The following is a 23,968-nucleotide window of genomic DNA, read 5'->3' as shown; positions in this document are numbered from 1 at the left end:
TTGGGCCGACCCCGGTTTACCGACAGGCCGGAGTCTTCTCGCTTCAGAAAATCAACGGAGGCCATGCCATGGCACAGAGGCGGACGGCGTGGACACGCCTGACGACCCCATTCGCCAACATTCCCGCCAGCACGGCAACGGCACTCGCGCTGGCGATGTGGGTGGTCGTGATCGGCGGCTGGGCGCTGCTGTCCTATGGCCGCGTCGTGCCGAACATGTTCCTGCCGACGCCCGGAACCGTGCTGCAGACGACCTATCGCATGTCCCAGGACGGCAGCCTTTTCTACCACACTTTCACCAGCGCCAAGGTGGTGATCCTGGGCTTCATCGTCTCCTCGCTGATCTCGGTGCCGCTGGGGCTGTGGATGGGGACCTATCGGGTGGTGCAGGCGCCGCTGGAGCCCTTGGTCAACTTCATCCGCTACCTGCCTGTGACCTCCTTCGTGCCCCTGTTCATCCTTTGGATCGGCATCGGTATCGAACAGCGCATAGCGGTCATCTTCTTCGGCACCTTCTTCCAGCAGCTCGTGATGATTTCCGACTGTGCGCGCAGCGTCTCCAGGGACCTGGTCAACGCCTCCTACACTTTGGGCACCAAGCGGAGCGAAGCGGTGTGGCACGTCATTTTCCCGGCCGCGCTTCCAGCCATCCTCGACACGCTTCGCGTCACCATGGGCTGGGCCTGGACCTATCTGGTCGTGGCCGAACTCGTCGCCGCGTCGAGCGGCCTCGGCTATATCAGCCTGAAGGCGATGCGAGGCTTCCAGGTCGATGTGATCTTCATGGCAATCGCCGCGATCGGGCTTCTGGGCCTTATCACCGACACGGCGTTCCGCATTATCAGGGCCAGGGTCGCGCCATGGGCATCCTGATTTTGAACGCAAGCTCGCAAACCGCAGTCGGATCAAGGGTAGCAATGAGCGAGACCATCAAGGCGAACGATCTGGCCGGCACGGCCGCGACGACCGGCGATCCGCGCTCGACCGGCACGACGATGGCCGTTGAGGACGTGACATTGCGTTACGGCGACGCCAACGGCGTGCTGGCGCTGGACGATGTGTCGCTGAAGGTGGCCAAGAACGAATTCTGCGTCATCGTCGGCCCTTCGGGATGCGGCAAATCGAGCCTGCTCTACCTTGCGGCCGGCCTCAACGACGCGACTTCAGGCAGCATCAAGGTCGATGGCAGGGAAGTGATCGAACCGGGTCCAGACAGAGGCATGGTGTTCCAGAGCTACACCTTGTTTCCCTGGCTCACCGTGCGCGCCAACATCGAGTATGGACCCAAGCGCAAGGGCCTGCCGGCGGGGCGGCGCAAGCAGATCGTCGACCAGTATCTCGACGAAGTCGGCCTCGCGCCGTTTGCCGACCACTACCCCACCCAGCTTTCCGGCGGCATGAAGCAGCGCGTGGCGATCGCGCGCGCCCTTGCCAACGATCCGGCCGTTCTGTTGATGGATGAGCCGTTCGGCGCCCTCGACAGCCAGACGCGCGGCACCATGCAGAAACTGCTTTTGCGCGTCTGGGAGCGGCAGCAAAAGACGGTGCTGTTCGTTACTCACGATATAGACGAGGCGCTGGTCCTGGGCGATCGAGTCTTGGTGATGACGGCCCGGCCCGGCAAGATCAAGGCCGAGATCAAGGTCGACATCCCAAGGCCGCGTTCGATGGATGTGATCCTCGAACCCGAGTTCATCGCCCTCAAGCGCCGCATCCTCGGCCTCTTGCACGACGAGATCGATGAGGATCATTGAGAGCAATCTCGAGGAAACACAAACGGTCGTCGGCAGGTCGGCGTTGCCAACGCTGAACTGCCGACGATGTTGAAAGGCGGAGCGGGTCCTTACCTTTCGCCGCGATACGCCGAGCCCAGGATCATCTCCGAGCACTTCTGTCCGATCATCATGCTTGGCGCGTTCGTGTTGCCGCCGATCAGCTTCGGCATGACTGACGCATCGGCGACCCGGAGCCCGTCCATGCCTCGCACTTTCAGCGTCGCCGGATCAGCGACCGCCATAGCGTCCGTCCCCATCTTGCAGGTCCCGACGGGGTGGTAGACGGTCAGAGCTTCGGCGCGCAGATAGGCCAGGATCTCGTCGTCGCTGCTGACATCCTTGCCCGGAAGCATTTCCTTGCCACGCACCGCATCGAACTCGGATGCGGCCAGGATCCTGCGCGCGATCTTGATGCCTTCGACAAGCACCATGGCGTCGTCCTCGTTGGCGAAGAAGCGGTGGTCGATGAGAACGTCACGGCGAGAACTGTCCCGTGACAATCTGATCTCGCCAACGCTTTTCGGCCTGAGAACGCAGGTGTGAATGGCGTAGCCGTGGCCATATTCGATGAGCCTGCCGCGATGGCTGCGATAGCCCGGCACGAAGTGGAACTGAACATCGGGCAGGCCGTTCGCGTGCCTGGTTTTGGCAAAGCCACCGGCTTCGACATAGTTGGTGGTGAGGATTCCCTTGCGGCGCGCGAAATACTGGAAAGGCGCTGCCGCGATGCGGGGCAGGTTGGCAAACGACAGGCCGAGCGTCCTGGTGCTCCTGGAGCGCACGGTGACCATGCCGTCGACATGGTCCTGCAGGTTCTTGCCGACACCAGGCAGATCGAGAATCGGCGTGATGCCGATCTGCCGCAGCTCGTCCGCGGGGCCGATGCCGGATGCCATCAGGATCTTGGGCGAGTTGATGGCCCCGGCACAGAGCACGATCTCGCGGCTGGCCGCGAGTATTTTTTGCTCGCCATCGTGGCGCACCCGCAGGCCGGTGGCACGCCTTTCGGCGATGACAAGGTCGACTACCTCGCATGCACTGAGCAGCGTCAGGTTTCCGCGATGGAGCACCGGACGCATGAAGGCGGTAAAGCTGCTGAAGCGCTGGCCCCGGTTCTGGGTGACGTTGTAGATGCCGAGGCCGAACTGGCTCTCGGCGTTGAAGTCGTCGTTGGCGGGCAGGCCGGCATTTTTGCCGGCCTTGACGAACATGCTGGAAAGCATGTTCGGATCGCGCGGATTGTCGACCATGAGCTCGCCGTCCGTGCCGTGATAGTGTGGGTCCTGGGCGATCAGGTTGCGCTCCAGCTTCCTGAACACCGGCAGCACGTCGCTGTAAGCCCAGCCGGCGCAGCCGAGCCCGGCCCACTCGTCATAGTCCTGCGCGGCGCCGCGAATATAGACCATCGAGTTGATCGAACTCGATCCGCCCAGCGCCTTGCCCCGGTTGACCGGAATGCGGCGGTTGTTGAGATGGGGCTGCGGCACGCCGACGAAACAATAGTCGTAGTTCGGGTTGCCATAGAGCGACAGAATGCCCGCCGGAATCCTTACCCGCAGGCTGTTGTCGCTGCCGCCTGCCTCTACCAGGCACACCCTGACCGACGGATCGGCGCTCAGCCGATTGGCCACCACGCATCCGGCCGAACCCGCGCCGACGACAATGTAATCATAGCTCTCAGTCTTCATGCCAGCCCCTCGAGAATGCCGGCTCGTGGCATTGCCGAACGGGCCGCTGCGAGGCTGCATCCTGTTCCGCAACAATTCGGTGCCGACACGTGCCCGGCTTCGCGGCCAGCTCATGCGGCGCTGCGGATCCGGCCGCTGAAACTGTAGATGCGTCCATCGGCACGAGAAATTCGGAAATGGTTACGCGTGACTTCGGAGATTCGTTATGGGCGCCAACCGGCACGTGCTGCTACTTGTGAGCGCCAATGGGGAGGCGACCGGATGGCGCACGGCCTGTCCGGAACACGGAGAAATTGATCTCCGGGGCTGCGTTTGCCGGCCGGCGGAAATCGGTTTCATCGCGTGCGGCGGGAGCTGTCGGATGGTCAGAAAAGGACTGGGCATGTCGGTTGAGACGATAGACACGCTTGTCGTTGGTGGCGGCCAGGCTGGGGTGGCCATGAGCGAGCACCTGAGCAAATGCGGGGTGCCGCATCTCGTTCTCGAACGCGGCCGCATCGCCGAGCGCTGGCGCTCGCAGCGGTGGGACTCCCTGGTTGCCAATGGCCCGGCCTGGCACGACCGCTTCCCGGGCATGGAATTTCCTGTGACAGGCCCCGATGGCTTTCCCTCCAAGGAAGAGGTCGCCGACTATTTTGTCGCTTACGCAAAGCAGATCAATGCGCCGGTCCGCTGCGGCGTCGAGGTCAGGCTTGTGCAAAGAAACATAGGGCGGCCCGGATTCCGTGTCGAGACGTCCGATGGCGTGATCGAGGCCAACAGCGTTGTCGCGGCGACCGGCCCTTTCCAGGTCCCGGTCATCCCGCCCGTCGTTCCTGCCGATGCCGGCATCCTGCAAATCCACTCCAGCGCCTACCGCAATCCCGCGCAGTTGCCGAAAGGCGCGGTGCTGGTGGTCGGCGCGGGATCCTCGGGCGTCCAGATTGCGGACGAACTCCAGCGTGCTGGCAAACGCGTCTATCTCTCGGTAGGCGCGCACGACCGCCCGCCGCGCGCCTATCGCGGCCGCGACTTCTGCTGGTGGCTGGGCGTTCTCGGCAAATGGGACCTCGAAACTCCAGGACCCGGCACGGAGCATGTCACGATCGCGGTGAGCGGCGCGCGGGGCGGAGAAACGATCGATTTTCGCCGTCTGGCGGCGCAGGGGCTTACGCTCGTCGGCATGACGAGGGCGTACCAGGACGGCGCCATGACCTTCGCGCCCGATCTTGCCAAAAACATTGCCCGCGGTGATGCCAATCTGATGGCATTGCTGGACGAGGCCGACGCCTATGTCGCGCGCAACGGTCTCGACCTTCCCGAAGAACCCGCTGCCCGCCGGATCGGCCCTGACCCGGACTGCGTGACCAATCCGATCCTCGAGCTCGATCTGACCGAAGCCGGGATAAGTTCGATCATCTGGGCGACGGGCTTTGCCGTCGATTACAGCTGGCTGAAGGTCGATGCCTTTGACGAGCAGGGCCGGCCGAGGCACCAGCGCGGCGTCTCGACCGAGCCAGGGATCTATTTCCTGGGCCTCCCCTGGCAGTCGCGAAGGGGGTCCAGCTTCATCTGGGGCGTATGGCACGATGCCAAGCACGTGGCCGACCGTATTTCGACGCAGCGCAAATATCTCGCTTATCACGCCGCCGCGAAGCGTGAGGCCGTGGACGCCTGACCAAAGCTGGCGACGGCCGCGAGCCCGACCTGATGGAGATCAAGATGAAGCATACCCGAATTCGCACCTTCAATACGAAGGACACTTATCCCGAGCAGAAGCTCGACAACGATCTGTGCCAGGCGGTCGTCACACGGGGTGGCCTGACGATCTATCTGCGCGGGCAGTGCCCGCAGGATCTCGACACCGCCAAGAATATCGCCAGCCACGATCCGGTCGAGCAGACCCACAAGGTGATGCAGAACATCAAGCAGCTCATCGAGGAATGCGGCGGCACCATGGAGCATCTGGTGAAAGTGGTGGTCTACATCACCGATGTCCGCCATCGCGAAGCCGTCTACCGAACGATGGGCGAATACATCAAGGGCGTCTATCCGGTTTCGACCGGCCTTGTCGTGTCGGCCCTGGCAAGGCCGGAATGGCTCGTCGAGATCGACGGCACGGCCGTAATTCCGGACTGAGCGCCATGACCTTCTCCATCGTCGCACGGTGCCGGCGCACCGGCATGTTCGGAGTGGCGGTATCCTCGTCATCCCCCGCGGTCGCGGCCCGCTGCGCCTATGCACAGGCCGGCGTCGGCGCCGTTGCCAGCCAGAATGTCACGGACCCGACGCTCGGGCCACGGGCGCTGGAGCTGATGGCGCGAGGCGCCTCCGCCGCCGAAGCCGTCGCGATCCTGAAGCGCACGGCTGCTTTCAGCGAATACCGGCAGGTCCTGGCGGTCGACAAGGCCGGCGGCAGCGCGATCCATTCGGGACCGAAAGCGCTTGGCATCTGGAGCGAGGCACGCGGCGAGGACGTCGCCTGCGGCGGCAACCTGCTTGCCAGCGATAGGGTTCCGCAAGCCATGGTGGACGCCTTTCTCGCCTCCGAAGGCGATCTTGGCGACCGGCTGATCGCCACCATGCGAGCCGCGCTCGAGGCCGGCGGCGAGGCGGGGCCTGTCCGCTCCGCCGGCATGAAACTGGTACGCGATGTGTCATGGCCGGTCGCCGACCTGCGTTGCGACTGGACCGAAGGGTGTCCGGTCGAGCAGCTGGCAATGCTGTGGGACATCTATAAGCCCCAGCTCGATGCTTATGTCACGCGCGCCCTCAACCCGTCCGGTGCGCCAAGTTACGGCGTTCCCGGTGATGAGTAGTTCGACAATCTGGAGCCGGCATGAGCGAACTCAGTCATAAGGATTGGATCAGCAAAGCCTCGGCTATCCGTTTTCGCGACAGGGCGTTCATCGACGGCAAGGCAATGCCCGCGCGTTCCGGCAGAACATTCACCAGCATCAATCCGGCCACCGGAGCAACGCTCGCTGAGGTGGCTTCCTGCGGCGAAGAGGACATCGACCTTGCCGTCGCCGCAGCACGTCGCAGTTTTGAGGCCGGCGTCTGGTCGAGAGCGACCCCTCAGCATCGCAAACGGGTGCTGCTGCGGTTGGCGGAATTGCTGCGCGAGAACCTGCAGGAGCTCGCGCTGCTGGAATCTCTTGATATGGGCAAGCTGGTCAAGGACGCAGCGACCGTCGACGTGCCGGGGTCGGCGGCGATCTTCCAGTGGTATGGCGAAGCGATAGACAAGGTCTATGACGAGGTGGCGCCGACGGCCCGAGGCGACCTTGCTTTGGTACGGCGCGAGCCGCTTGGGGTCGTGGGCGCCGTGGTGCCGTGGAACTTTCCGCTCGACATGGCGACCTGGAAATGCGCGCCCGCGCTGGCTGCTGGCAATTCGGTGGTGCTCAAACCCGCCGAGCAGTCGCCTTTCTCGGCGCTCAGGCTGGCCGAGCTTGCCATGGAGGCAGGCCTGCCCGCCGGCGTGCTCAATGTGGTGCCCGGCCTCGGCGAGACGGCCGGCCAGGCGCTTGGCCGCCATATGGACGTGGATTGCCTTGCCTTCACCGGATCGACCGCTGTCGGCAAGATGTTCCTGCAATATTCCGGCCAGTCGAACATGAAGCAGGTCTGGCTGGAGACCGGTGGCAAGAGCCCCAATCTGGTGTTCGCCGATTGCGGTGATCTGGACGCGGCAGCCGACATGGCCGCCTTCAGCATCTTCTTCAACCAGGGGCAGGTATGCTCGGCCAACTCCCGGCTTCTGGTGGAGCGCGGCATCAAGGATACGCTCGTCGAGAAACTGGCGCAGCGCGCGACGGCGACCCAGCCCGGCGATCCGCTCGACCCTGCATCCAGGATGGGTGCGATGGTGGACGCGCGCCACGCGGCGACCGTCATGCGTTTCGTCGATGGCGGCAAGAAGTCGGCACGGCTGGTGACCGGCGGCGACCGGGTTACCGTCGACGGGCGCGGCAGTTTTGTGCAGCCCACGATCTTCGACGACGTCTCGCCCGACGACCCGCTTGCGCGCGACGAGATATTCGGTCCGGTCCTGTCGGTGATCGCCTTCGACACCGAAGACGAGGCGCTTCGCATCGCCAACGACAGCGTCTACGGCCTGGCCGCATCTCTGTGGACCGACAGCCTGTCGCGGGCGCATCGTCTCGCGGAAGGGCTGCGCGTCGGCACGGTTTCCGTGAACACCGTCGACGCGCTGAGCCCGATGACTCCCTTCGGCGGTTTCAAGCAGTCCGGCTTCGGGCGCGACCTGTCGCTGCACGCGCTCGACAAGTACACCGCGCTGAAGACTACCTGGATAAAATATTGAGAAGCGGCCGCGACTTGATCGCCGGCTGCAAACCGGCAACATAGCCACCATGCCGCTTCGCTTCACGCTGAGACAACTCGAATATTTCGTCGCCGTTGGCGAAGCGGGTTCGATCGCCAAGGCGGCCGAGCAGGTGAATGTCTCGCCGCCATCGATCTCGGCGTCGATCGCTCAGCTCGAAGCCGAGTTCGGCGTGCAGCTTTTCGTGCGCAAGCATTCGCACGCGCTGGCGCTGACGGCGGGCGGGCGCCTGTTCCTCAAGGAAGCAGCGCGTCTGCTTAACGATGCGGATGCGCTGCACGACATTGCCGGGGATATCGCCGAAAAGGTGCGCGGACCGCTGGCGATCGGCTGCCTGCTCACTTTCGCCCAGATCGTGCTGCCGGCACTGCGCAAAAAATTCGAGGACGCCTATCCCGATGTGCGCGTCAGGCAATTCGAGCGCAACCAGGGGCAATTGTTCGAGATGCTCCAACGTGGCGAAATAGACGCCGCGCTGACCTACGATCTGGAGCTGTCGCAAGACATGACTTTCGAGCCGCTGATGCAGTTGCCGGCCTATGTCATGCTGCCGGCCGCGCATCGCCTGGCGGCGAAGGCAGGTATCACGCCCGAGGAATTGGTCGATGAGCCGATGGTGCTGCTTGACCTGCCCTACAGCAGGGAATATTTCCTGTCGGCTTTCCAGCCCAGGGGCCTGCGGCCCAAGATCGTCGAGCGCACCGGCGACATCGCCGTGATGCGCTCGATGGTCGCCAACGGCTTCGGCTACGGCATCGCCAATATGCGGCCGCTCAATACCATGTCGCCGGACGGCAAATTGCTGGTCTTTGTGCCTTTGTTGGGCGACCTCCGGCCGCTGACCATAGGGATTGCCCTGCCGAACGCCGAGCATCGCACGCTGACGGTGCAGGCCTTCATCGACCACTGTCGCCGCTTCGTCGTCGAGCAGGGCGTCTTCGGTACCGAGCGCATCGTGAAGTGAGGCCTGCCATGCGGCTCACGGCCAGCCGTCCGTGAGCCGTTCCAGCAATCTGTCCAGCATCGCGTCGCAACGACGCAGCTGTTCGACGCTGACAAATTCGTCGGGCTTGTGGCCCTGCGCCATGGAGCCCGGCCCGCAGACGACGGCAGGCGTGCCGAGATCGCGGCTGAACAATCCGCCCTCCGTGCCGAAGGCGACTTTCATCGTGTCGTTGGCACCGGTCAGCGACTTGACGAAGGCCACCGCCTCCGATGCGGCCGGCGTGTCGAGACCCGGATAGGTGTTGGTGATCTCGATGTCGATCGCTGCCTCTGCCGCGATCGAAGCGGCGTCCCCGGCAATGCGCACCGCGGCGGCGCGCAGCCTGTCGAGAATGCTGGCGGCATCGTCGGCGGCAATGTTGCGGATCTCGAAATCGACGTGGCAGAGGTTGGGCACGATGTTGAGCGCGACGCCGGCATTGATCTTGCCGACATGAACCGTCGTGTAGGGAATGTCGTAGTCGCCGTCGCGGGCGCCGTCGCGGGCCAGCCGTTCTTGTTCGTCACGCAAGGCGCGCACGAAATCGCACCCGAGGTGGATCGCGTTGAGCGCCAGCGGGGCGAGCGCCGAATGGCCTTCGCGTCCCCTGCAGACGGCGCGAGCGGCAAGCTTGCCCTTGTGCCCGGTCGCCACCTGCATGTTGGTCGGCTCCCCGACGATGCACAGCAGCGGGCGCTGCGGCGCCGCACTCAGCATTTCGATCAGGTCGCGCACGCCAAGGCAGCCGACTTCCTCGTCACAGGAGAGCGCCAGATGCAACGGCGTCCGAAGCGCGATCCTGGAGGCCTTGATGCAGGTGGCGAGCGCAGAGGCCACAAAACCCTTCATGTCCGCCGCGCCGCGCCCATAGAGCTTGCCGTCGCGCTCGGTCATTTCGAATGGGGGCAGCGTCCAGTTCTGGCCGTCCACGGGAACGACGTCGGTGTGGCCGGACAGCATGACACCGGGTCTGCCTGCCGGGCCAATGGTGGCAAAGAGGTTGGCCTTGTGCCTGTCCGCGCCGTGGACGATCTGGCAGGCAACGCCGCTCGCTTCGAGCAAGTCGGCCGCATAGCCGATCAGGTCGAGGTTCGAGTCGCGGCTCACCGTGGGGAATGCGATCAGCCGTTCGAGAATCCTGATGCTGTCCATTTTCTGTCTCTCGGTCGGGTTCTGGCTGTCTAGCATCATGCCGCCGATGCTCTGAAGTCGCATTTCGCTCAGCCCCGGTTCAACGCAGACTAATTGCGCCGGCGCGCGCGATTAGGCGCGTCCTAATCGGCACAGAAGAAATCCGTAGTTTTCCCGCGCCGGCTCGAACTTATGAGTAGTCTCGGCAGCACCGTCGGTGCCGAGCCGGCAGGGAGGAAGCTACATGCGCGACCCACGCTACGACATCCTGTTCGAGCCGATGAAGATAGGTCCGGTGACGGCCAAGAACCGCTTCTATCAGGTTCCGCACTGCAATGGCGGTGGCTATCGCGATCCATCGGCGGCGGCAGAGATGCGCCGCATCAAGTCGGAAGGCCGCTGGGGCGTGATCTTCACCGAGCAGACGGAGATGCACCATACCTCCGAGATCACGCCCTTCATCGAACTGCGGCTATGGGACGATGCCGACATTCCGGCTTTGGCCAAGATGGCCGAGGCCATGCACGAGCACGGCGCGCTGGCTGGCATCCAGCTCGCCTATTCCGGGATCAACGGTCCCAACCTCTACACCAAGGAGGTGCCGCGCGGGCCGTCGGCCCTGCCGATCCGCACCTTCACCAATGATCCGGTGCAGGCGCGCGCCATGGACAGAGAGGACATACGCGACTTGCGCCGCTGGCACCGCAATGCCTTCAAACGCGCCAAGCAGGCGGGTTTCGACCTTGTCTGCCTCTATGGCGCGCATGGCTTCGGCATCATCCAGCATTTCCTGTCGACGGCCACCAACCAGCGCGGCGACGAATATGGCGGCTCGCTGGAAAACCGTTCGCGGCTGATGCGCGAGCTGATCGGGGAAGGGCGCGACGCGATCGGCGACACGTGCGGCCTGACGCTCAGGCTGTCGCTGGACGAGATGATCGGTGAACACGGCTTCGCCAATTCGGAGGTCCGCGACATGATCGAGATGCATGCCGAACTGCCCGATCTTTGGGATCTCGCGCACGGCGCCTGGGAGGATTGCTCGGGTCCGTCACGCTTCAAGGACGAGGCGGCGCAGGAAAGCCTGGTATCGGGCATCAAGAAGCTGACCTCGAAGCCGGTCGTCGGCGTCGGCCGCTTCACTTCGCCCGACGTGATGGTCAGGATGATCAGGTCGGGCACGCTCGATTTCATCGGCTGCGCGCGCCCGTCGATCGCCGATCCCTTCCTGCCGAGGAAGGTCGAGGAGGGGCGTATCGAGGACATCCGCGAATGCATTGGCTGCAACATCTGCATCACCGGCGACATGACCATGTCGATCTCGCGCTGCACGCAGAACCCGACCTTCATGGAGGAATGGCGCAAAGGCTGGCATCCTGAGCGCATGCAGGCGAAAGGCGACAGCGACAGCGTGCTGATCGTCGGCGCCGGGCCCGCCGGACTGGAGGCCGCGCGTGCGCTCGGCCTGCGCGGCTATAAAGTGGCCATCGCGGAAGCGGGCACCGAGCTTGGCGGACGCGTGGCGCGCGAAAGCAAACTTCCAGGCCTGTCGGCCTGGGGCAGGGTGCGCGACTATCGGCAGTATCAGCTCAGCCAGATGCCCAATGTCGACATCTATTTCGAAAGCCGGCTGTCGGCCGGTGACATCCTCTCGTTCGGCTTCCAGAACGTCGCCATTGCCACCGGATCGACCTGGCGCCGCGACGGCGTCGCGCGTGCCCATGTCGTGCCGATGCCGATCGACGCCGCGATGCCGGTCTACTCACCCGACGATCTGATGGCCGGCAAGGTTCCGGCCGGCAAGGTCGTGCTGTTCGACGACGACCACTATTACATGGGCGGCGTTCTCGCCGAGCTGATGGCGCTTCGGGGAACGAAGGTGACCCTGGTGACGCCATCGGCCTATGTCTCGGACTGGACCCGCAACACGCTGGAGCAAGGGGCCATTCACCGCCGCCTGGCTGAACTCGGCGTCGATATCGTTCTCAACAGGACCGTCACGGGTGTCGCTTCAGGTGGCGTCGTGACGGCCTGCGTCTACACCGGCGCGAAACAGGAGCTGACGGCCGATGCCGTCGTCCTGGTCACGTCACGCAATCAGGACGACGCCGTTTGGCGCGAGCTCAAGGCGCGGGAAAACGAGTGGGCCGACAACGGCATCCGTTCGGTCAAGGTCATTGGCGACGCCGAAGCACCGGGGCCGATCGCCTGGGCAACCTATGCCGGCCACCGCTTCGCCCGGGAGCTGGACGAACCTGACATCGGCGACGCATTGCCGTTTCGGCGGGAAGTCGCCGCACTGGCTGCGGAATAGAACGCCGGAGCGCGGCAGACCAGATCGCCCGCCCTTCCTGGTCGAAGAAGTGCAGATGCCCGGATTCGGCCCGCAGGCCGACCTCGGCGCCGGTTTCGGGCGGCAGGTCTGGCCACTGTCCAGCTCGACATGGAGGAGCGTGACGGCTCCGGTGTATTCGGCGAGCCTTACCTTGCCGCGCAGCGATCCTGTTCCTCTGCTCCGACGCCGCGAGCTTCGTCTACGGCGCCGCGCTCGACGTGGATGGCGGCTCGATGTTCCGCTGACCGGGAGGGCAGCGGCTCCGGCGACGCTCGCTGACCCTTCCCGCCATTTATAGAGTTCAGTCGGTCGGACGATCCGCGACCGAACGCCGCCCGTCGATCCACAAGGCAAGCAAGGTGCAGGCCGCGCCCGAGAGCAGGTAGGCGCCCGCCGCGATGAGGCCGAAATTGCCGGCCAAAAGCAGGGCTGCGAGCGGCGCGAAGCCGGCGCCGAACATCCATGCGAGATCCGAGGTTATCGCCGAGCCGGTATAGCGATAGTGTCGCGAAAAGCTCGATGCGACGACGCCCGACGATTGCCCGAAACTCAGCCCCAGCAGGATGAAGCCCAGCACCATGAACAGGGCCTCCCCAACGGTGCCGCCATCCAGAAGCTGCGGGGCAAAGCCGCTGAACGTCGCGATGGCGATCGCCGAACCGCCGAGCAGCGCACGGCGTCCGACACGATCGGCCAGTGGCCCCGATGCGACGATAGCCGCGATACCGAACAGAGCGCTCACCGCCTCGATCGTCAGGAAGCGCGCCGGCCCCTCATTGGTGAACAGGAACACCCAGGAGAGCGGAAACACCGTCACCATGTGGAACAGGGCGAAACTCGCCAGCGGCGCGAAGGCGCCGATGACGACGTTGCGGCCTTCGGCCCTGATCGTATCCCTGATGCGCGTCGGCTGCAGGTCGCCGCTCTCGTACAATCTTGAAAATTCGGGCGTCACCACAATGCGCAGCCTGGCAAACAGGGCCACGACATTGATGGCGAAGGCGACGAAGAAAGGATATCGCCAGCCCCAGGCAAGGAAGTCGTCGGCCGACAGGTTGGCGACGAAGAAAGCGAAGAGGGAACTCGCCACGATGAGGCCGATCGGCGCGCCGAGTTGCGGGATCATGGCGTAGAAGCCGCGCCGGTTCTGAGGCGCGTTCAGCGCCAGCAGCGAGGGAAGTCCGTCCCAGGTTCCGCCGAGCGCCACGCCTTGCCCGATGCGGGCCAGCGCCAGAAGCCAGATCGCAAGCGCGCCGATATCGCCATAGGCGGGAAGGAACGCGATGGCGACGGTCGAGGTGCCGAGCAGGAACAGCGCGATCGTCAATTTCGCCCCGCGGCCATAGGCGCGATCGACGGCCATGAACAGAACGGAGCCGAACGGACGGGCGATGAAGGCCAGTGCGAAAATGGCGAAGGAGTAGAGCGTTCCGACGAGCGGGTCGTGCGTCGGAAACACCAGCTTTGGGAACACGATGACGGACGCGATCGCATAGACGAAGAAGTCGAAGAATTCCGACGTCCTGCCCACGATCACGCCGACCGCGATATCGCCCGCGCTGACCTGGCCGTGGTCCGAGCCGATCAGCCCGCTGTTTGTTTCGGCAGTCGAAGTCTGAGCCATCTTGTCCGTCGCCACCGCGTGGAATGAAATATCTGGGACCCAATCATAGGGATTCCATTGTGCGCTGCACACTGTGCCAGACCCACCCCGGCTGGGCATTGGACAAATTGTCCAATGTCAGCGCGCCGCCGCCGGCAGTAGCCCTTTGTTGATACCGCACCGCAACATCCCTCCACGTTGCGGCGGTCCATCGAGGGCAGCATCTGATGAAACGATTTGGGGCCTTGCTTCTGTTTCCCCTGACCGGGCTGTTGAGCGGCTGCGATATGGTCGTGCTCGCGCCGGCAGGCGATGTCGCGGCCCAGCAGCGCGACCTGCTGGTGGTCTCGACCTTGCTGATGCTGATCATCATCGTGCCGGTCAGTGGCGCTGACTGTCTTTTTCGCCTGGCGCTACCGGCACTCCAATGCCTCGGCGACCTATGCACCGGATTGGGATCATTCGACGAAACTGGAACTGGTGATCTGGGCAGCACCGCTTCTCATCATCATATGCCTTGGCGCACTGACCTGGCTCGGCACGCATTTGCTCGACCCGTACCGCCGGATCGACAGGATCGAACCCGGCCAGCCCGTCACCCAGTTGAACAAGCCGCTCAGGGTCGAGGTCGTGGCGCTCGACTGGAAATGGCTGTTCATCTATCCCGATTACGGCATCGCTGCCGTCAACGAGCTGGCGGCGCCGGTCAACCAGCCGATCGACTTCCGCATCACCTCCTCGGCGGTGATGAATTCCTTCTACATTCCAGCCCTCGCCGGGCAGATCTATGCCATGCCGGGCATGGAGACGAAGCTGCACGCCGTCATCAACCGGCCGGGCACCTATAGCGGTTTCTCCGCCAATTATAGCGGCGCCGGCTTTTCGGGCATGCGCTTTGCCTTCCACGGCCTATCCGATGATGCCTTCAGCCAGTGGGTGGCACAGGCCAGGACCGCATCCGCGGCTCTCAACCGCGACAGTTATCTCGAACTCGAAAAGCCGAGCGAGAACGAACCCGTCCGCCACTACGCCTCCGTCGATCCCGACCTCTATGGTGCCATCCTCAATCTGTGCGTCGAGCGCGGCAAGATGTGCATGAACGAGATGATGTCCATCGACGCCAAGGGCGGTCTCGGCCTTGCGGGTGTGCGCAACACCTTGCCGCTGCAATATGACAAGCTCGCGTGGCGCGGCGCGGTGTTCGGAAACGAACCCTCCTATGTCGCCAGCATCTGCACGGCGGAGGAGGCCGCTGCCGTCTCGCGCGCGTCGCGCGATGCCCGGCCGACCTATTGGCCGGCGAAGAACCTGTCCCCGCTGCGCGGGGCGGGACTGCTCCGGCCCCGGACAGACAGCCGCAGCGCGGAGGCCGATACGCCGGCCCTCGGCCTGCTGCGGCGCGAATTGTGAGAGACTTGCGATGCCCGATACGCTGACCAAATTCATTTTCGGCCGCCTCAACTGGGACTCGCTGCCGCTGCATGAGCCGATCGTTGTCGCCACCTTCGCCGCGGTGGCGCTCGGCGGCATCGCGCTTCTCGGCGTCATCACCTATTTCAAGCTGTGGGGCTACCTGTGGCGTGAATGGTTCACCAGCGTCGACCACAAGAAGATCGGCATCATGTACATGGTGCTGGGGCTGGTCATGCTGCTGCGCGGCTTCTCGGACGCCATCATGATGCGCCTCCAGCAGGCCATCGCCTTCAATGGCTCCGAGGGCTACCTGAACTCACATCACTACGACCAGATCTTCACCGCCCATGGCGTCATCATGATCTTCTTCGTGGCGATGCCCTTCGTCACCGGGTTGATGAATTTCGTCGTGCCGCTGCAGATCGGCGCCCGCGACGTCTCCTTTCCGTTCCTCAACAATTTCTCCTTCTGGATGACGGTCGGCGGCGCCATCCTCGTCATGGCCTCGCTGTTCGTCGGCGAATTCGCCCGCACCGGCTGGCTCGCCTATCCGCCGCTTTCCGGCATAGGCTACAGTCCCGACGTCGGCGTCGACTATTATATCTGGGCGCTGCAGGTGGCGGGTGTCGGCACGACGCTGTCGGGCATCAACCTGATCTGCACCATCATCAAGATGCGGGCGCCCGGCATGACGATGATGCGCATGCCCGTCTTCACCTGGACGTCGCTCTGCACCAACGTGCTGATCGTCGCCTCCTTCCCGGTGCTGACGGCGGTGCTCTCGCTGCTGGCGCTCGACCGCTATGTCGGCACCAACTTCTTCACCAATGACTTCGGCGGCAATCCGATGATGTATGTCAACCTCATCTGGATATGGGGTCACCCGGAAGTCTACATCCTCATCCTGCCGCTGTTCGGCGTCTTTTCCGAAGTCACCTCGACCTTCTCCGGCAAGCGCCTGTTCGGCTACACGTCGATGGTCTACGCCACGGTGGTCATCACCATCCTGTCCTATCTCGTCTGGCTGCACCACTTCTTCACCATGGGCTCCGGCGCCAGCGTCAATTCCTTCTTCGGCATTACGACGATGATCATCTCGATCCCGACGGGAGCGAAGATCTTCAACTGGCTGTTCACAATGTACCGGGGCCGCATCCGCTTCGAATTGCCGATGATGTGGACGGTGGCTTTCATGCTCACCTTCACCTTCGGCGGCATGACCGGCGTGCTGCTTGCCGTGCCGCCGGCGGATTTCGTGCTGCACAACAGCCTGTTCCTGATCGCGCACTTCCATAACGTCATCATCGGCGGCGTGCTGTTCGGGCTGTTCGCCGGCATTGCCTACTGGTGGCCCAAGGCCTTCGGATTCAAGCTCGACCCGTTCTGGGGCAAGGTCTCGTTCTGGTGCTGGGTGGTCGGCTTCTGGTTCGCCTTCATGCCGCTCTACGTGCTCGGCCTGATGGGCGTGACACGCCGCATGCGCGTGTTCGATGATCCCTCCCTGCAGATATGGTTCGTCATCGCCGCCTTCGGCGCGGTGCTGATCGCCTGCGGCATCGCCGCCTTCCTGATCCAGATCTTCGTCTCCATCCGCAGGCGCGAGGCGCTTGCCGATCCGACCGGCGATCCATGGGACGGCCGCACGCTCGAATGGTCGACCTCCTCGCCGCCGCCTGCCTACAATTTCGCCTTCACACCTGTCATTCGCGACAACGATGCCTGGTTTGACATGAAGCAGGCCGGCTACACCAGGCCGCTCGCCGGCTTCAAGCCGATCCACATGCCCAGCAATACCGGCACCGGTGTCTTCCTGGCCGCCTTCAGCGTCGCGCTCGGCTTCGCCCTGATCTGGTACATCTGGTGGCTGGCGGCGCTGAGCTTCGTTTGCCTCATCGCCACCGCGATCGGCCACACCTTCAACTATCACCGCGACTTCCACATTCCGGCAGCCGAAATCATTCGGACGGAAGAGGCGAGGACGACGCTCCTCGGGGCTGGGGTTTGAGCATGGCACCGACAGCAATCACGGCCGGCACCGAACCGGTCTTTCACCTGGAAGAGGAGCATGCGCACGCCGAAGGCGGCTCCACCATGCTCGGCTTCTGGCTCTATCTCATGAGCGACTGCCTGATCTTCGCGATGCTGTTCGCCGCCTATGGCGTGCTTGGCGGCAACTACGCGGCCGGGCCGGCACCCAAGGACCTGTTCGACCTCGATCTGGTGGCGGTCAACACCGCCATGCTGCTCTTCTCCTCGATCACCTATGGCTTCGCCATGCTGACCATGGACAAGGGTCGCGTGGGGGCGACGCAAGCCTGGCTCGCCGTCACCGGCCTGTTCGGCCTGGCGTTCCTGTCGATCGAGCTCTACGAATTCTCGCACATGATCCATGAAGGCGCGACACCGCAGCGCAGCGCCTTCCTGTCGTCCTTCTTCACCCTGGTCGGTACGCACGGCCTGCATGTCACCTTCGGCATCGTCTGGCTGGTGACGCTGATGACTCAGGTCGCGAGATTTGGCCTCGTCGAGGCGAACCGCCGCCGGCTGATGTGCCTCTCGATGTTCTGGCATTTCCTTGACGTCGTCTGGATCGGCGTCTTCACCTTCGTCTATCTGATGGGAATGTTGCGATGAGCGCTCATGATCATGCCGAGGGTCACGGCCACGCCCATGCTGGAGCAGCACACGGATCGTTCCGGAGCTATCTGACCGGCTTCATCCTGTCGGTGATCCTGACCGCCATCCCGTTCTGGCTGGTCATGAGCGGCGCCATCGACGACAAGCAGGCGACGGCCATCGTCATCATGGCCTTCGCGGTCGCGCAGATCGTCGTCCACATGGTCTTCTTCCTGCATATGGACACCACCTCGGAAGGCGGATGGTCGATGCTGGCGCTGATCTTCACGCTGATCCTGGTCGTGATCGTACTGACCGGCTCGCTCTGGGTGATGTATCATCTCAACGCCAACATGATGCCGGGGCTGCACGACATGCGCGAGATGCCATGAGCCCGGTTGCGGGGTCTGGGAGAACCAACACCGAGGCGACGGGCATCGGTCCGCGGCCCGCGTCGCAAGAGGGCGCCGGCCGGTCGTCCGCATCGCGCCTTGTCCTTGTGCTGCTCGGGCTCCTCGGCGTGCTGGTGTTTGTCGGGCTCGGCATATGGCAGTTGGAGAGGCGGGCCTGGAAGCTCGACCTGATCGCCCGTGTCGACCAACGCATTCATGCCCCGGTTTTCGAAGCGCCTGGCCCGGAGAGCTGGAACGGCATCACCGCGGCCCGCTACGAATACAGCCATGTGCGATTGGCCGGACGCTTCCTGGGCGGCGCCAACACGCTGGTCCAGGCGGTGACGGAGCTTGGCGGCGGCTATTGGGTGCTGACGCCGATGCGGACCGACAGTGGCTTCGTCGTGCTGGTCAATCGCGGCTTCATTCCCCCGGAGCGCAAGGCCGAGTTCGGACAAGAGAGCGGCGGCTCAACCGCGCCGGTCATCATCGATGGACTGTTGCGCATGAGCGAGCCAGGCGGTGGCTTCCTGCGCAAGAATGACACCACGGGCAATCGCTGGTATTCGCGGGATGTCGCTGCCATCGCAACCGCGCGCGGCCTGACGGATGTCGCACCCTATTTTGTTGATGCTGAGGCATCCGGCATCGACGGCTGGCCACACGGCGGGCTGACCGTCGTGACTTTCCGCAACAGCCACCTCATCTATGCTTTGACCTGGTTCACGCTCGCTGCGATGCTTGCCCTCGCCCTGGCCAAGCCGATGACCGGCCGCCCCCAGCGGCAAGGACCAGCAAGATGAGCGTTCCCACGCAAGCGCTCCGCCGCGACAAATCGCTGGTGACGGCGTCCCTTGCCGCCAACAATGGCGCGGTACCAAATCCCGAAGCAACGAACAGGAAGAACTTGTTCCTGCTCATCCAACTGCGTTGGCTGGCGGTGGCGGGTCAGGTGCTCACCATTCTGGCGACGCAATACTGGTTCGAGATCCCGCTGCCGCTGGCGAAGATGGCCGGCGTTGTGCTTTTCCTGGTTGGCCTCAACATCTTCAGCTTGCTGGTCCTGCGCGGTATCAGGCCGATCACCAACACCCAGCTCTTCGTCGCGCTCATCTTCGACATGGCGGCACTGACGACGCAGCTTTACCTGAGCGGCGGCGCGTCCAATCCGTTCGTATCGCTCTACCTTCTGCAGATCACGCTCGGCGCGGCACTGCTGACCCCAAGGTTTACCTGGATCCTGGTTGCAGCCGCGTCGGCCTGCTTCGTCTTCCTCATCTTCCTTTTCCAGCCGATCGCCATCCCGCATCATGGCGGCAGCGATCTCCTGTCCCTGCATATCAGGGGCATGTTCATCTGCTTCGTGCTGGCCGCCGGCCTGATCGTGATCTTCATGACGCGCATCGACCGCAACCTGCGCGAACGTGATGCCTATCTCGCCGACCTGCGCCAGCGCTCGGCCGAGGAGGATCACATCGTGCGCATGGGCCTGCTGGCCTCCGGCGCCGCGCACGAACTGGGTACGCCGCTTGCCACGATATCCGTCATCCTGTCCGACTGGCGCCAGATGCGCACCCTTGCACGCAACCGCGAACTGGCGGCCGACATGGCCGAAATGCGGGCGCAGATCGAGCGCTGCAAGCGCATCGTGTCCGGCATTCTGATGTCTTCCGGCCAGGCCAGGGGCGAGGGAACGATACGCACCACCATTCGCGGTTTCCTCGACGATCTGGTCGAGGAATGGCGCATCAGTCGCCAGCCATTCAAGCTGGAATACACGAACGATTTCGACCCGGACGAGCAGATCGTGTCCGACACGGCGTTGAAGCAGGTCATCTTCAACGTGTTCGACAACGCCCAGGAAGCGTCGCAGGCTTGGGTCGGCGTCACCGCCGAGCGGCAGGGCGACAAACTGGTGATTGCCGTAAGCGATCGTGGGCCGGGTTTCGACGAGACTATTCTGGCGGCGCTTGGCCAGCCCTATATGTCGAGCAAGGGACGGCCAGGGGGCGGTCTTGGTCTTTTCCTTGTCGTGAACGTGGTCCGGAAACTGGGAGGTGATTTTTCCGCGCGCAACATGGAGCAGGGCGCCTGTGTTACGCTTTCGCTGCCGCTCGCGGCGCTGACCGATGGAGATGATCATGAGGCCTGATCGATCCCTCTTTATCGTCGAGGACGACGCGACCTTTGCCAAGACGCTGAAGCGCTCCTTCGAAAAGCGCGAGTACGACGTCATGGTCTGCCACGACAGGGAAGCCTTGCTCGACGCCCTCGAAAAAGCCGTTCCGGCTTATGCCGTGGTCGATCTCAAGCTTGGAGCCGGCGGTTCCGGGCTGGAGTGCGTCAAGCTGCTCAGCGCCCGCGATGCGTCGATCAGGATCGTCGTGCTGACAGGGTTTGCCAGCATCGCCACGGCGGTCGAGGCGATCAAGCTCGGCGCCAGCCATTACCTGGCCAAACCCGCCAATACCGATGACATCGAAGCCGCCTTCGGCCGTGCCGAGGGCGACGTTTCCGTACCGCTTTCCAGCCGGCCCACCTCGATCAAGAACCTGGAGTGGGAGCGCATCCACGAAACCCTGGTCGAAACCGGCTTCAACATCTCCGAGACGGCGCGCCGGCTTGGCCTGCACCGGCGCACTCTGGCCCGCAAGCTCGAGAAGCGTGTGGTGAGATAGCGGGAAGGTCCGGCGAGCGGCGGTGCCGCTCTCGGCACAGCCTTAAAAGAGGACCGCCCCACAGCTCCGACAGTTTTATGCGAGCGCCTCCGTTCACCGCGGCGGAGACGCTGGCCACCCGCGTCGGTTCCTGCCGGCGGCTCAGGAACGAGTTCCCGCATGCGGCGTTGCGTATCCGGATGGCAGTGCCGGAAGTCATGAGAACGCACCGCCGGTCGGAGATGCGTTGATGTCGATGCCAGGCTTGGCTTATGGCCCATTGGGCGACCGGTGCATGCATGTCTGTGTGGATATGCAGAAGCTATTTGCCGAACCGTCGCCTTGGGCGACGCCTTGGATAACCCGTGTCCTGCCTCAAATCGAGAGGCTGGTCGAAAGGCGTGCGGAACAGACGGTCTTCACGCGCTTCCTGCCTGCGCAAAGGCCGGGGCAAGGCGCTGGTACATGGAAACGCTATTATGAGCGCTGGGCCTCCATGGCGATCGACAATATCGGGCCGGAGATGATCGAATTGTTGCCGGCGCTCGCCGCTTACTGTCCGCCGGCGGCAGTCATCGACAAGCACATCTATTCCCCCTGGTTCGAAGGGCGCCTCAGGGCCTTTCTGATGGAACGCGAGATCGACACGCTGGTCGTCACGGGAGGCGAAACCGATGTGTGCGTCCTAGCCACCGTGCTCGGCGCCATCGATTTCGGCTATCGCGTGGTGCTCGTCACCGACGCATTGTGCAGCTCTTCCGACGCAACGCATGACGCGCTGCTTACCGTCTATCACCAGCGCTTCGCGCAGCAGGTCGAGACAGTCGAGATGGAAACGGTTCTCTCGAACTGGACTTGACGCCAGTGTAGCGTCAGCCTTCCCTGCGGGGTCTGTAGTGCTTATCTGTCTCAATCGCGGACATTGGAGCAGGCAAACGTGGCGCAACGATCGGGCAGTGCTGATCTTCCCCTTCACGGTGGACGCGTGCCGAAATGGCTGGGCGACCGCATGACGCGTCTCGGTGCCGTCATGTGCGAGGCGATCATCCATCACTATGGCCGCAACGAATTGCTGCGGCGTCTGGCGCATCCGTTCTGGTTCCAGTCCTTCGGCGCCGTCATGGGCATGGATTGGCATTCGTCCGGCATCACCACCAGCGTCGTCGGCGCCTTGAAACGCGGCCTCACGCCGCTGTCGGGCGAACTCGGCATCCACGTCTGCGGCGGCCGTGGCGCGCATTCGCGCAAAACCCCCCACGAGCTTGCCGCCATTGGTGAGCGCATCGGCTTCGACGGAGCCCGCCTTGCGACCGCCAGCCGGCTTGTCGCCAAGGTGGACAGCGCCGCCGTTCAGGACGGGTTCGACCTCTATCTGCATGGCTTCATCGTCACCGACGACGGCGACTGGGTGGTGGTGCAGCAAGGCATGAACGGCGACAGCAAGGTGGCGCGCCGCTACCATTGGCTGTCCGAAGGTTTGAAGAGCTTTGTCGACCAGCCGCATGCTGCCATCGAAGGCGCCAACCAGGGCGAGATCGTCAACCTGACCGACCGCCGCGCCGAAGCCTCGCGCCAGGGACAGCTTGATCTCCTCCAGGATCTTGGGCCGGACCGCATCCTTCGGGAGTTCGCCGCGCTGGAGCCCGGTACGGCACCGGCTCCGGTGCAGGCCCTGCTGCCGCATCTGATCATGCCGGCTCATCACGACGTCCGCGAAAGCGACGTCGTGATGCATCGCCTTCATGGCAACATGGCCACCGCCGCCGAGCGAGGTCCAGCCGATTTTGCCGAGCTTCTCCTGGTTCCGGGCGTAGGCGCCCGCACGGTGAGGGCACTCGCTCTCGTTGCCGAAGTGGTGCATGGCGCGCCTTGCCGATTTTCGGACCCGGGTCGTTTTTCGCTGGCGCATGGCGGCAAGGACAGGCATCCGTTCCCTGTACCGCTCAAGGTCTATGACGAGACGATCGGCGTGCTGAAGTCCGCCGTGCAAAAGGCCAGGCTCGGTCGCGAAGAGGAAATCGGCGCCCTGAGGCGGCTCGACCATCAGTCGCGGCAGGTCGAGCGATACGTCACGGGTCCCAGCCTCAAGGAAATTGTCGCCGGCGAATTCGACCAGTCGCATCTGCTTGGCGGCCGCAGTGTCTTTGGTTGGGAACCGGCGCCGGATGAGTTGAGCGCCGACGAGAACAGGAAGGCGTGACGGGCCGGGCATCACGCCACGCGACGGTACCTGTGGTGGTCCTTGATGAATTTATTGAAGAAGCGGCCTTTCGAAGGAGCGCGCATGAACGCCGCATAGGTAGCCGGGGCGACGTCCTCATAGTCATAGCGGTTGCCGTGCGGCACGAACCAGACCGAGAGGATCCTGGTCGCGGGATCGTATTGCGTGTTTCGAATGACGGTCGATGGCATCCTGGCACCTGACGGCTCAGCCAAATAACCCGCCAGGCGTGGTGCGGTTCCGTGCCGCCATCCGACATTGCTACCTGTCGCTTGGGTTGCCGAACTTCGCATCGCGTTTCCTCGAATATCGATCGATGCGCGGCAGCTTGTCGGCAAAGTCGACCCAAGGCAGCCTGAGGTCCCAATAGGCATGGGCCTGTGGCCGCAGCCCTTCGGGTTTGTCGAAGAATCCGATCGTCAGATAAAGCTCGTCCGGCAGCCCTTCGTCGCTATAGCCTATCGCACTCCCGCAGTCGGGACAGAAAGTGCGGATAACACCCGGCGTCTTGGAAAAGGCCTTTGGCGCCCCCCTCAAAAGATTGAATTGGCTCGGCCGATACCCGACCCAGACGGTGAGTGGACTGCCGATGGCCCGTCGGCAATCGTCATCGTGATCGTAGCATATCCAGAAAGGCTCACCGTCCATGGTGGCGGCGATCGCCCCGCAAAAGCAGGCCCCGGTTTCAACGCGCGGCATCCGGCACTCCAAGGCTAGAACGTGTCCGGCGGCCTCCGACGGAACCGCCGTTGCTAAACTTTCACGCTCCTCCCGCGGTTCCGTTGCGCCGGTTTTGGGACGTATCCAGGGCGGGCAAGCGCGG

21 protein-coding genes and 3 pseudogenes are annotated in these 23,968 nt (G+C 63.7%); 18 read left to right on the top strand and 6 right to left on the bottom strand.

Annotation, left to right across the window (positions count from 1 at the left end; translation table 11 throughout):
• Nucleotides 1-68 precede the first annotated feature (68 nt).
• Together LB554_RS19070 and LB554_RS19065 are read left to right on the top strand one after the other, a co-directional pair.
• A complete protein-coding gene (locus tag LB554_RS19070) occupies nt 69-872 on the top strand; it encodes an ABC transporter permease (RefSeq protein ID WP_015316451.1) in 804 nt (267 codons plus the stop codon).
• A 122-nt stretch (nt 873-994) separates the two neighbouring features.
• Nucleotides 995-1,753 (top strand): ABC transporter ATP-binding protein, encoded by a 759-nt coding sequence (locus LB554_RS19065; RefSeq protein ID WP_224586278.1) that lies wholly within the window; start codon nt 995-997, stop codon nt 1,751-1,753.
• 89 nt (nt 1,754-1,842) lie between these two features.
• On the opposite strand, the gene LB554_RS19060 is transcribed toward LB554_RS19065, so the two are convergent.
• Nucleotides 1,843-3,462 carry a GMC family oxidoreductase gene (locus LB554_RS19060; protein ID WP_224586212.1) on the bottom strand — a complete coding sequence of 540 codons (1,620 nt, stop codon included), beginning with the start codon at nt 3,460-3,462 and terminating at the stop codon, nt 1,843-1,845.
• A gap of 382 nt (nt 3,463-3,844) precedes the next feature.
• Here LB554_RS19060 and LB554_RS19055 point away from each other — a divergent pair, with 382 nt between their 5' ends.
• The 5 genes from LB554_RS19055 to LB554_RS19035 are packed head-to-tail and all read left to right on the top strand — an operon-like array spanning nt 3,845 to nt 8,756.
• On the top strand, nt 3,845-5,119 hold the full coding sequence (locus LB554_RS19055; RefSeq protein WP_224586277.1) for a flavin-containing monooxygenase: 1,275 nt from the start codon (nt 3,845-3,847) through the stop codon (nt 5,117-5,119).
• Between the two features lie 44 nt (nt 5,120-5,163).
• The gene (locus LB554_RS19050) at nt 5,164-5,580 is read left to right on the top strand and encodes a RidA family protein (protein WP_224586210.1); all 417 of its coding nucleotides are present in this window, start codon (nt 5,164-5,166) and stop codon (nt 5,578-5,580) included.
• Nucleotides 5,581-5,585: 5 nt separating this feature from the next.
• Nucleotides 5,586-6,260: a DUF1028 domain-containing protein gene (locus LB554_RS19045; protein ID WP_140876706.1), complete on the top strand. Its 675-nt coding sequence runs from the start codon at nt 5,586-5,588 to the stop codon at nt 6,258-6,260.
• Between the two features lie 20 nt (nt 6,261-6,280).
• The gene (locus tag LB554_RS19040) at nt 6,281-7,771 is read left to right on the top strand and encodes an aldehyde dehydrogenase (RefSeq protein WP_015316458.1); all 1,491 of its coding nucleotides are present in this window, start codon (nt 6,281-6,283) and stop codon (nt 7,769-7,771) included.
• Nucleotides 7,772-7,820: 49 nt separating this feature from the next.
• Nucleotides 7,821-8,756, top strand: a complete 936-nt coding sequence (locus LB554_RS19035; protein WP_015316459.1) for a LysR family transcriptional regulator — start codon at nt 7,821-7,823, stop codon at nt 8,754-8,756.
• 15 nt (nt 8,757-8,771) lie between these two features.
• Here the strand turns inward: LB554_RS19035 and argE are convergent, their stop codons facing one another.
• Nucleotides 8,772-9,929, bottom strand: coding sequence for an acetylornithine deacetylase (gene argE / locus LB554_RS19030; protein WP_224586275.1), 1,158 nt, complete (start codon nt 9,927-9,929; stop codon nt 8,772-8,774).
• Between the two features lie 223 nt (nt 9,930-10,152).
• On the opposite strand from argE, the gene LB554_RS19025 reads away from it, so the two are divergent.
• Entirely contained in the window at nt 10,153-12,222 is a 2,070-nt protein-coding gene (locus LB554_RS19025; protein WP_224586208.1) for an FAD-dependent oxidoreductase, read from the top strand.
• Nucleotides 12,223-12,357: 135 nt separating this feature from the next.
• Here LB554_RS19025 and LB554_RS29635 read toward each other — a convergent pair.
• Nucleotides 12,358-12,405, bottom strand: a pseudogene (locus LB554_RS29635) (hypothetical protein); the annotation flags it as partial.
• On the opposite strand from LB554_RS29635, the pseudogene LB554_RS29555 reads away from it, so the two are divergent.
• Nucleotides 12,399-12,488: pseudogene (locus LB554_RS29555) on the top strand (SDR family NAD(P)-dependent oxidoreductase); the annotation flags it as partial. The pseudogenes LB554_RS29635 and LB554_RS29555 sit on opposite strands and share 7 nt — an antisense overlap.
• Nucleotides 12,489-12,544: 56 nt before the next feature.
• Here LB554_RS29555 and LB554_RS19015 read toward each other — a convergent pair.
• Nucleotides 12,545-13,867, bottom strand: a complete 1,323-nt coding sequence (locus tag LB554_RS19015) for an MFS transporter (protein WP_140715589.1) — start codon at nt 13,865-13,867, stop codon at nt 12,545-12,547.
• 206 nt (nt 13,868-14,073) lie between these two features.
• Between LB554_RS19015 and cyoA the strand changes: the two are divergent.
• From cyoA to LB554_RS18970, 9 genes and pseudogenes are all read left to right on the top strand, one after another.
• Nucleotides 14,074-15,256, top strand: a pseudogene (gene cyoA / locus LB554_RS19010) (ubiquinol oxidase subunit II).
• Nucleotides 15,257-15,266: 10 nt separating this feature from the next.
• A complete protein-coding gene (gene cyoB / locus LB554_RS19005) occupies nt 15,267-17,264 on the top strand; it encodes a cytochrome o ubiquinol oxidase subunit I (RefSeq protein ID WP_224586206.1) in 1,998 nt (665 codons plus the stop codon).
• Nucleotides 17,265-17,266: 2 nt separating this feature from the next.
• Nucleotides 17,267-17,893, top strand: coding sequence for a cytochrome o ubiquinol oxidase subunit III (gene cyoC, locus LB554_RS19000; RefSeq protein WP_224586204.1), 627 nt, complete (start codon nt 17,267-17,269; stop codon nt 17,891-17,893).
• On the top strand, nt 17,890-18,267 hold the full coding sequence (cyoD, locus tag LB554_RS18995; RefSeq protein ID WP_224586202.1) for a cytochrome o ubiquinol oxidase subunit IV: 378 nt from the start codon (nt 17,890-17,892) through the stop codon (nt 18,265-18,267). The genes cyoC and cyoD overlap by 4 nt, the downstream gene beginning before the upstream one ends.
• Entirely contained in the window at nt 18,264-19,070 is an 807-nt protein-coding gene (locus LB554_RS18990; protein WP_140614599.1) for an SURF1 family protein, read from the top strand. The genes cyoD and LB554_RS18990 overlap by 4 nt, the downstream gene beginning before the upstream one ends.
• Nucleotides 19,067-20,419 carry an ATP-binding protein gene (locus LB554_RS18985; RefSeq protein ID WP_140821138.1) on the top strand — a complete coding sequence of 451 codons (1,353 nt, stop codon included), beginning with the start codon at nt 19,067-19,069 and terminating at the stop codon, nt 20,417-20,419. The genes LB554_RS18990 and LB554_RS18985 overlap by 4 nt, the downstream gene beginning before the upstream one ends.
• Nucleotides 20,409-20,945 carry a response regulator transcription factor gene (locus tag LB554_RS18980; RefSeq protein ID WP_181166251.1) on the top strand — a complete coding sequence of 179 codons (537 nt, stop codon included), beginning with the start codon at nt 20,409-20,411 and terminating at the stop codon, nt 20,943-20,945. Before LB554_RS18985 ends, LB554_RS18980 begins: the two co-directional genes overlap by 11 nt.
• A 229-nt stretch (nt 20,946-21,174) precedes the next feature.
• A complete protein-coding gene (locus tag LB554_RS18975; RefSeq protein WP_015316470.1) occupies nt 21,175-21,783 on the top strand; it encodes a cysteine hydrolase family protein in 609 nt (202 codons plus the stop codon).
• 78 nt (nt 21,784-21,861) lie between these two features.
• Entirely contained in the window at nt 21,862-23,124 is a 1,263-nt protein-coding gene (locus LB554_RS18970) for a DUF763 domain-containing protein (protein ID WP_224586200.1), read from the top strand.
• Nucleotides 23,125-23,135: 11 nt separating this feature from the next.
• Here LB554_RS18970 and LB554_RS18965 read toward each other — a convergent pair whose 3' ends face one another.
• Together LB554_RS18965 and LB554_RS18960 are read right to left on the bottom strand one after the other, a co-directional pair.
• Nucleotides 23,136-23,336, bottom strand: a complete 201-nt coding sequence (locus tag LB554_RS18965) for a KTSC domain-containing protein (protein WP_015316472.1) — start codon at nt 23,334-23,336, stop codon at nt 23,136-23,138.
• A 70-nt stretch (nt 23,337-23,406) separates the two neighbouring features.
• The gene (locus LB554_RS18960; protein ID WP_224586198.1) at nt 23,407-23,844 is read right to left on the bottom strand and encodes a GFA family protein; all 438 of its coding nucleotides are present in this window, start codon (nt 23,842-23,844) and stop codon (nt 23,407-23,409) included.
• Between the last annotated feature and the right edge of the window lie 124 nt (nt 23,845-23,968).

It is taken from the genome of Mesorhizobium sp. CO1-1-11 (genome assembly GCF_020164995.1).
GTDB lineage: Bacteria > Pseudomonadota > Alphaproteobacteria > Rhizobiales > Rhizobiaceae > Mesorhizobium > Mesorhizobium australicum.
This window is presented reverse-complemented; position numbering and strand designations above follow the sequence as displayed.

What these genes read in the sequence shown, in the direction of transcription:
- cyoC (WP_224586204.1), top strand. Translation starts at nt 17,267, where the DNA reads ATGGCACCGACAGCAATCACGGCCGGCACCGAACCGGTCTTTCACCTG.
- LB554_RS18965 (WP_015316472.1), bottom strand. Translation starts at nt 23,336, where the DNA reads ATGCCATCGACCGTCATTCGAAACACGCAATACGATCCCGCGACCAGG.
- LB554_RS19015 (WP_140715589.1), bottom strand. Translation starts at nt 13,867, where the DNA reads ATGGCTCAGACTTCGACTGCCGAAACAAACAGCGGGCTGATCGGCTCG.
- cyoD (WP_224586202.1), top strand. Translation starts at nt 17,890, where the DNA reads ATGAGCGCTCATGATCATGCCGAGGGTCACGGCCACGCCCATGCTGGA.
- cyoB (WP_224586206.1), top strand. Translation starts at nt 15,267, where the DNA reads ATGCCCGATACGCTGACCAAATTCATTTTCGGCCGCCTCAACTGGGAC.
- LB554_RS18990 (WP_140614599.1), top strand. Translation starts at nt 18,264, where the DNA reads ATGAGCCCGGTTGCGGGGTCTGGGAGAACCAACACCGAGGCGACGGGC.
- LB554_RS19035 (WP_015316459.1), top strand. Translation starts at nt 7,821, where the DNA reads ATGCCGCTTCGCTTCACGCTGAGACAACTCGAATATTTCGTCGCCGTT.
- LB554_RS18980 (WP_181166251.1), top strand. Translation starts at nt 20,409, where the DNA reads ATGAGGCCTGATCGATCCCTCTTTATCGTCGAGGACGACGCGACCTTT.
- LB554_RS19070 (WP_015316451.1), top strand. Translation starts at nt 69, where the DNA reads ATGGCACAGAGGCGGACGGCGTGGACACGCCTGACGACCCCATTCGCC.
- argE (WP_224586275.1), bottom strand. Translation starts at nt 9,929, where the DNA reads ATGGACAGCATCAGGATTCTCGAACGGCTGATCGCATTCCCCACGGTG.
- LB554_RS19040 (WP_015316458.1), top strand. Translation starts at nt 6,281, where the DNA reads ATGAGCGAACTCAGTCATAAGGATTGGATCAGCAAAGCCTCGGCTATC.
- LB554_RS18975 (WP_015316470.1), top strand. Translation starts at nt 21,175, where the DNA reads ATGTCGATGCCAGGCTTGGCTTATGGCCCATTGGGCGACCGGTGCATG.
- LB554_RS19065 (WP_224586278.1), top strand. Translation starts at nt 995, where the DNA reads ATGGCCGTTGAGGACGTGACATTGCGTTACGGCGACGCCAACGGCGTG.
- LB554_RS19045 (WP_140876706.1), top strand. Translation starts at nt 5,586, where the DNA reads ATGACCTTCTCCATCGTCGCACGGTGCCGGCGCACCGGCATGTTCGGA.
- LB554_RS18960 (WP_224586198.1), bottom strand. Translation starts at nt 23,844, where the DNA reads ATGCCGCGCGTTGAAACCGGGGCCTGCTTTTGCGGGGCGATCGCCGCC.
- LB554_RS19060 (WP_224586212.1), bottom strand. Translation starts at nt 3,462, where the DNA reads ATGAAGACTGAGAGCTATGATTACATTGTCGTCGGCGCGGGTTCGGCC.
- LB554_RS19050 (WP_224586210.1), top strand. Translation starts at nt 5,164, where the DNA reads ATGAAGCATACCCGAATTCGCACCTTCAATACGAAGGACACTTATCCC.
- LB554_RS18985 (WP_140821138.1), top strand. Translation starts at nt 19,067, where the DNA reads ATGAGCGTTCCCACGCAAGCGCTCCGCCGCGACAAATCGCTGGTGACG.
- LB554_RS19025 (WP_224586208.1), top strand. Translation starts at nt 10,153, where the DNA reads ATGCGCGACCCACGCTACGACATCCTGTTCGAGCCGATGAAGATAGGT.
- LB554_RS19055 (WP_224586277.1), top strand. Translation starts at nt 3,845, where the DNA reads ATGTCGGTTGAGACGATAGACACGCTTGTCGTTGGTGGCGGCCAGGCT.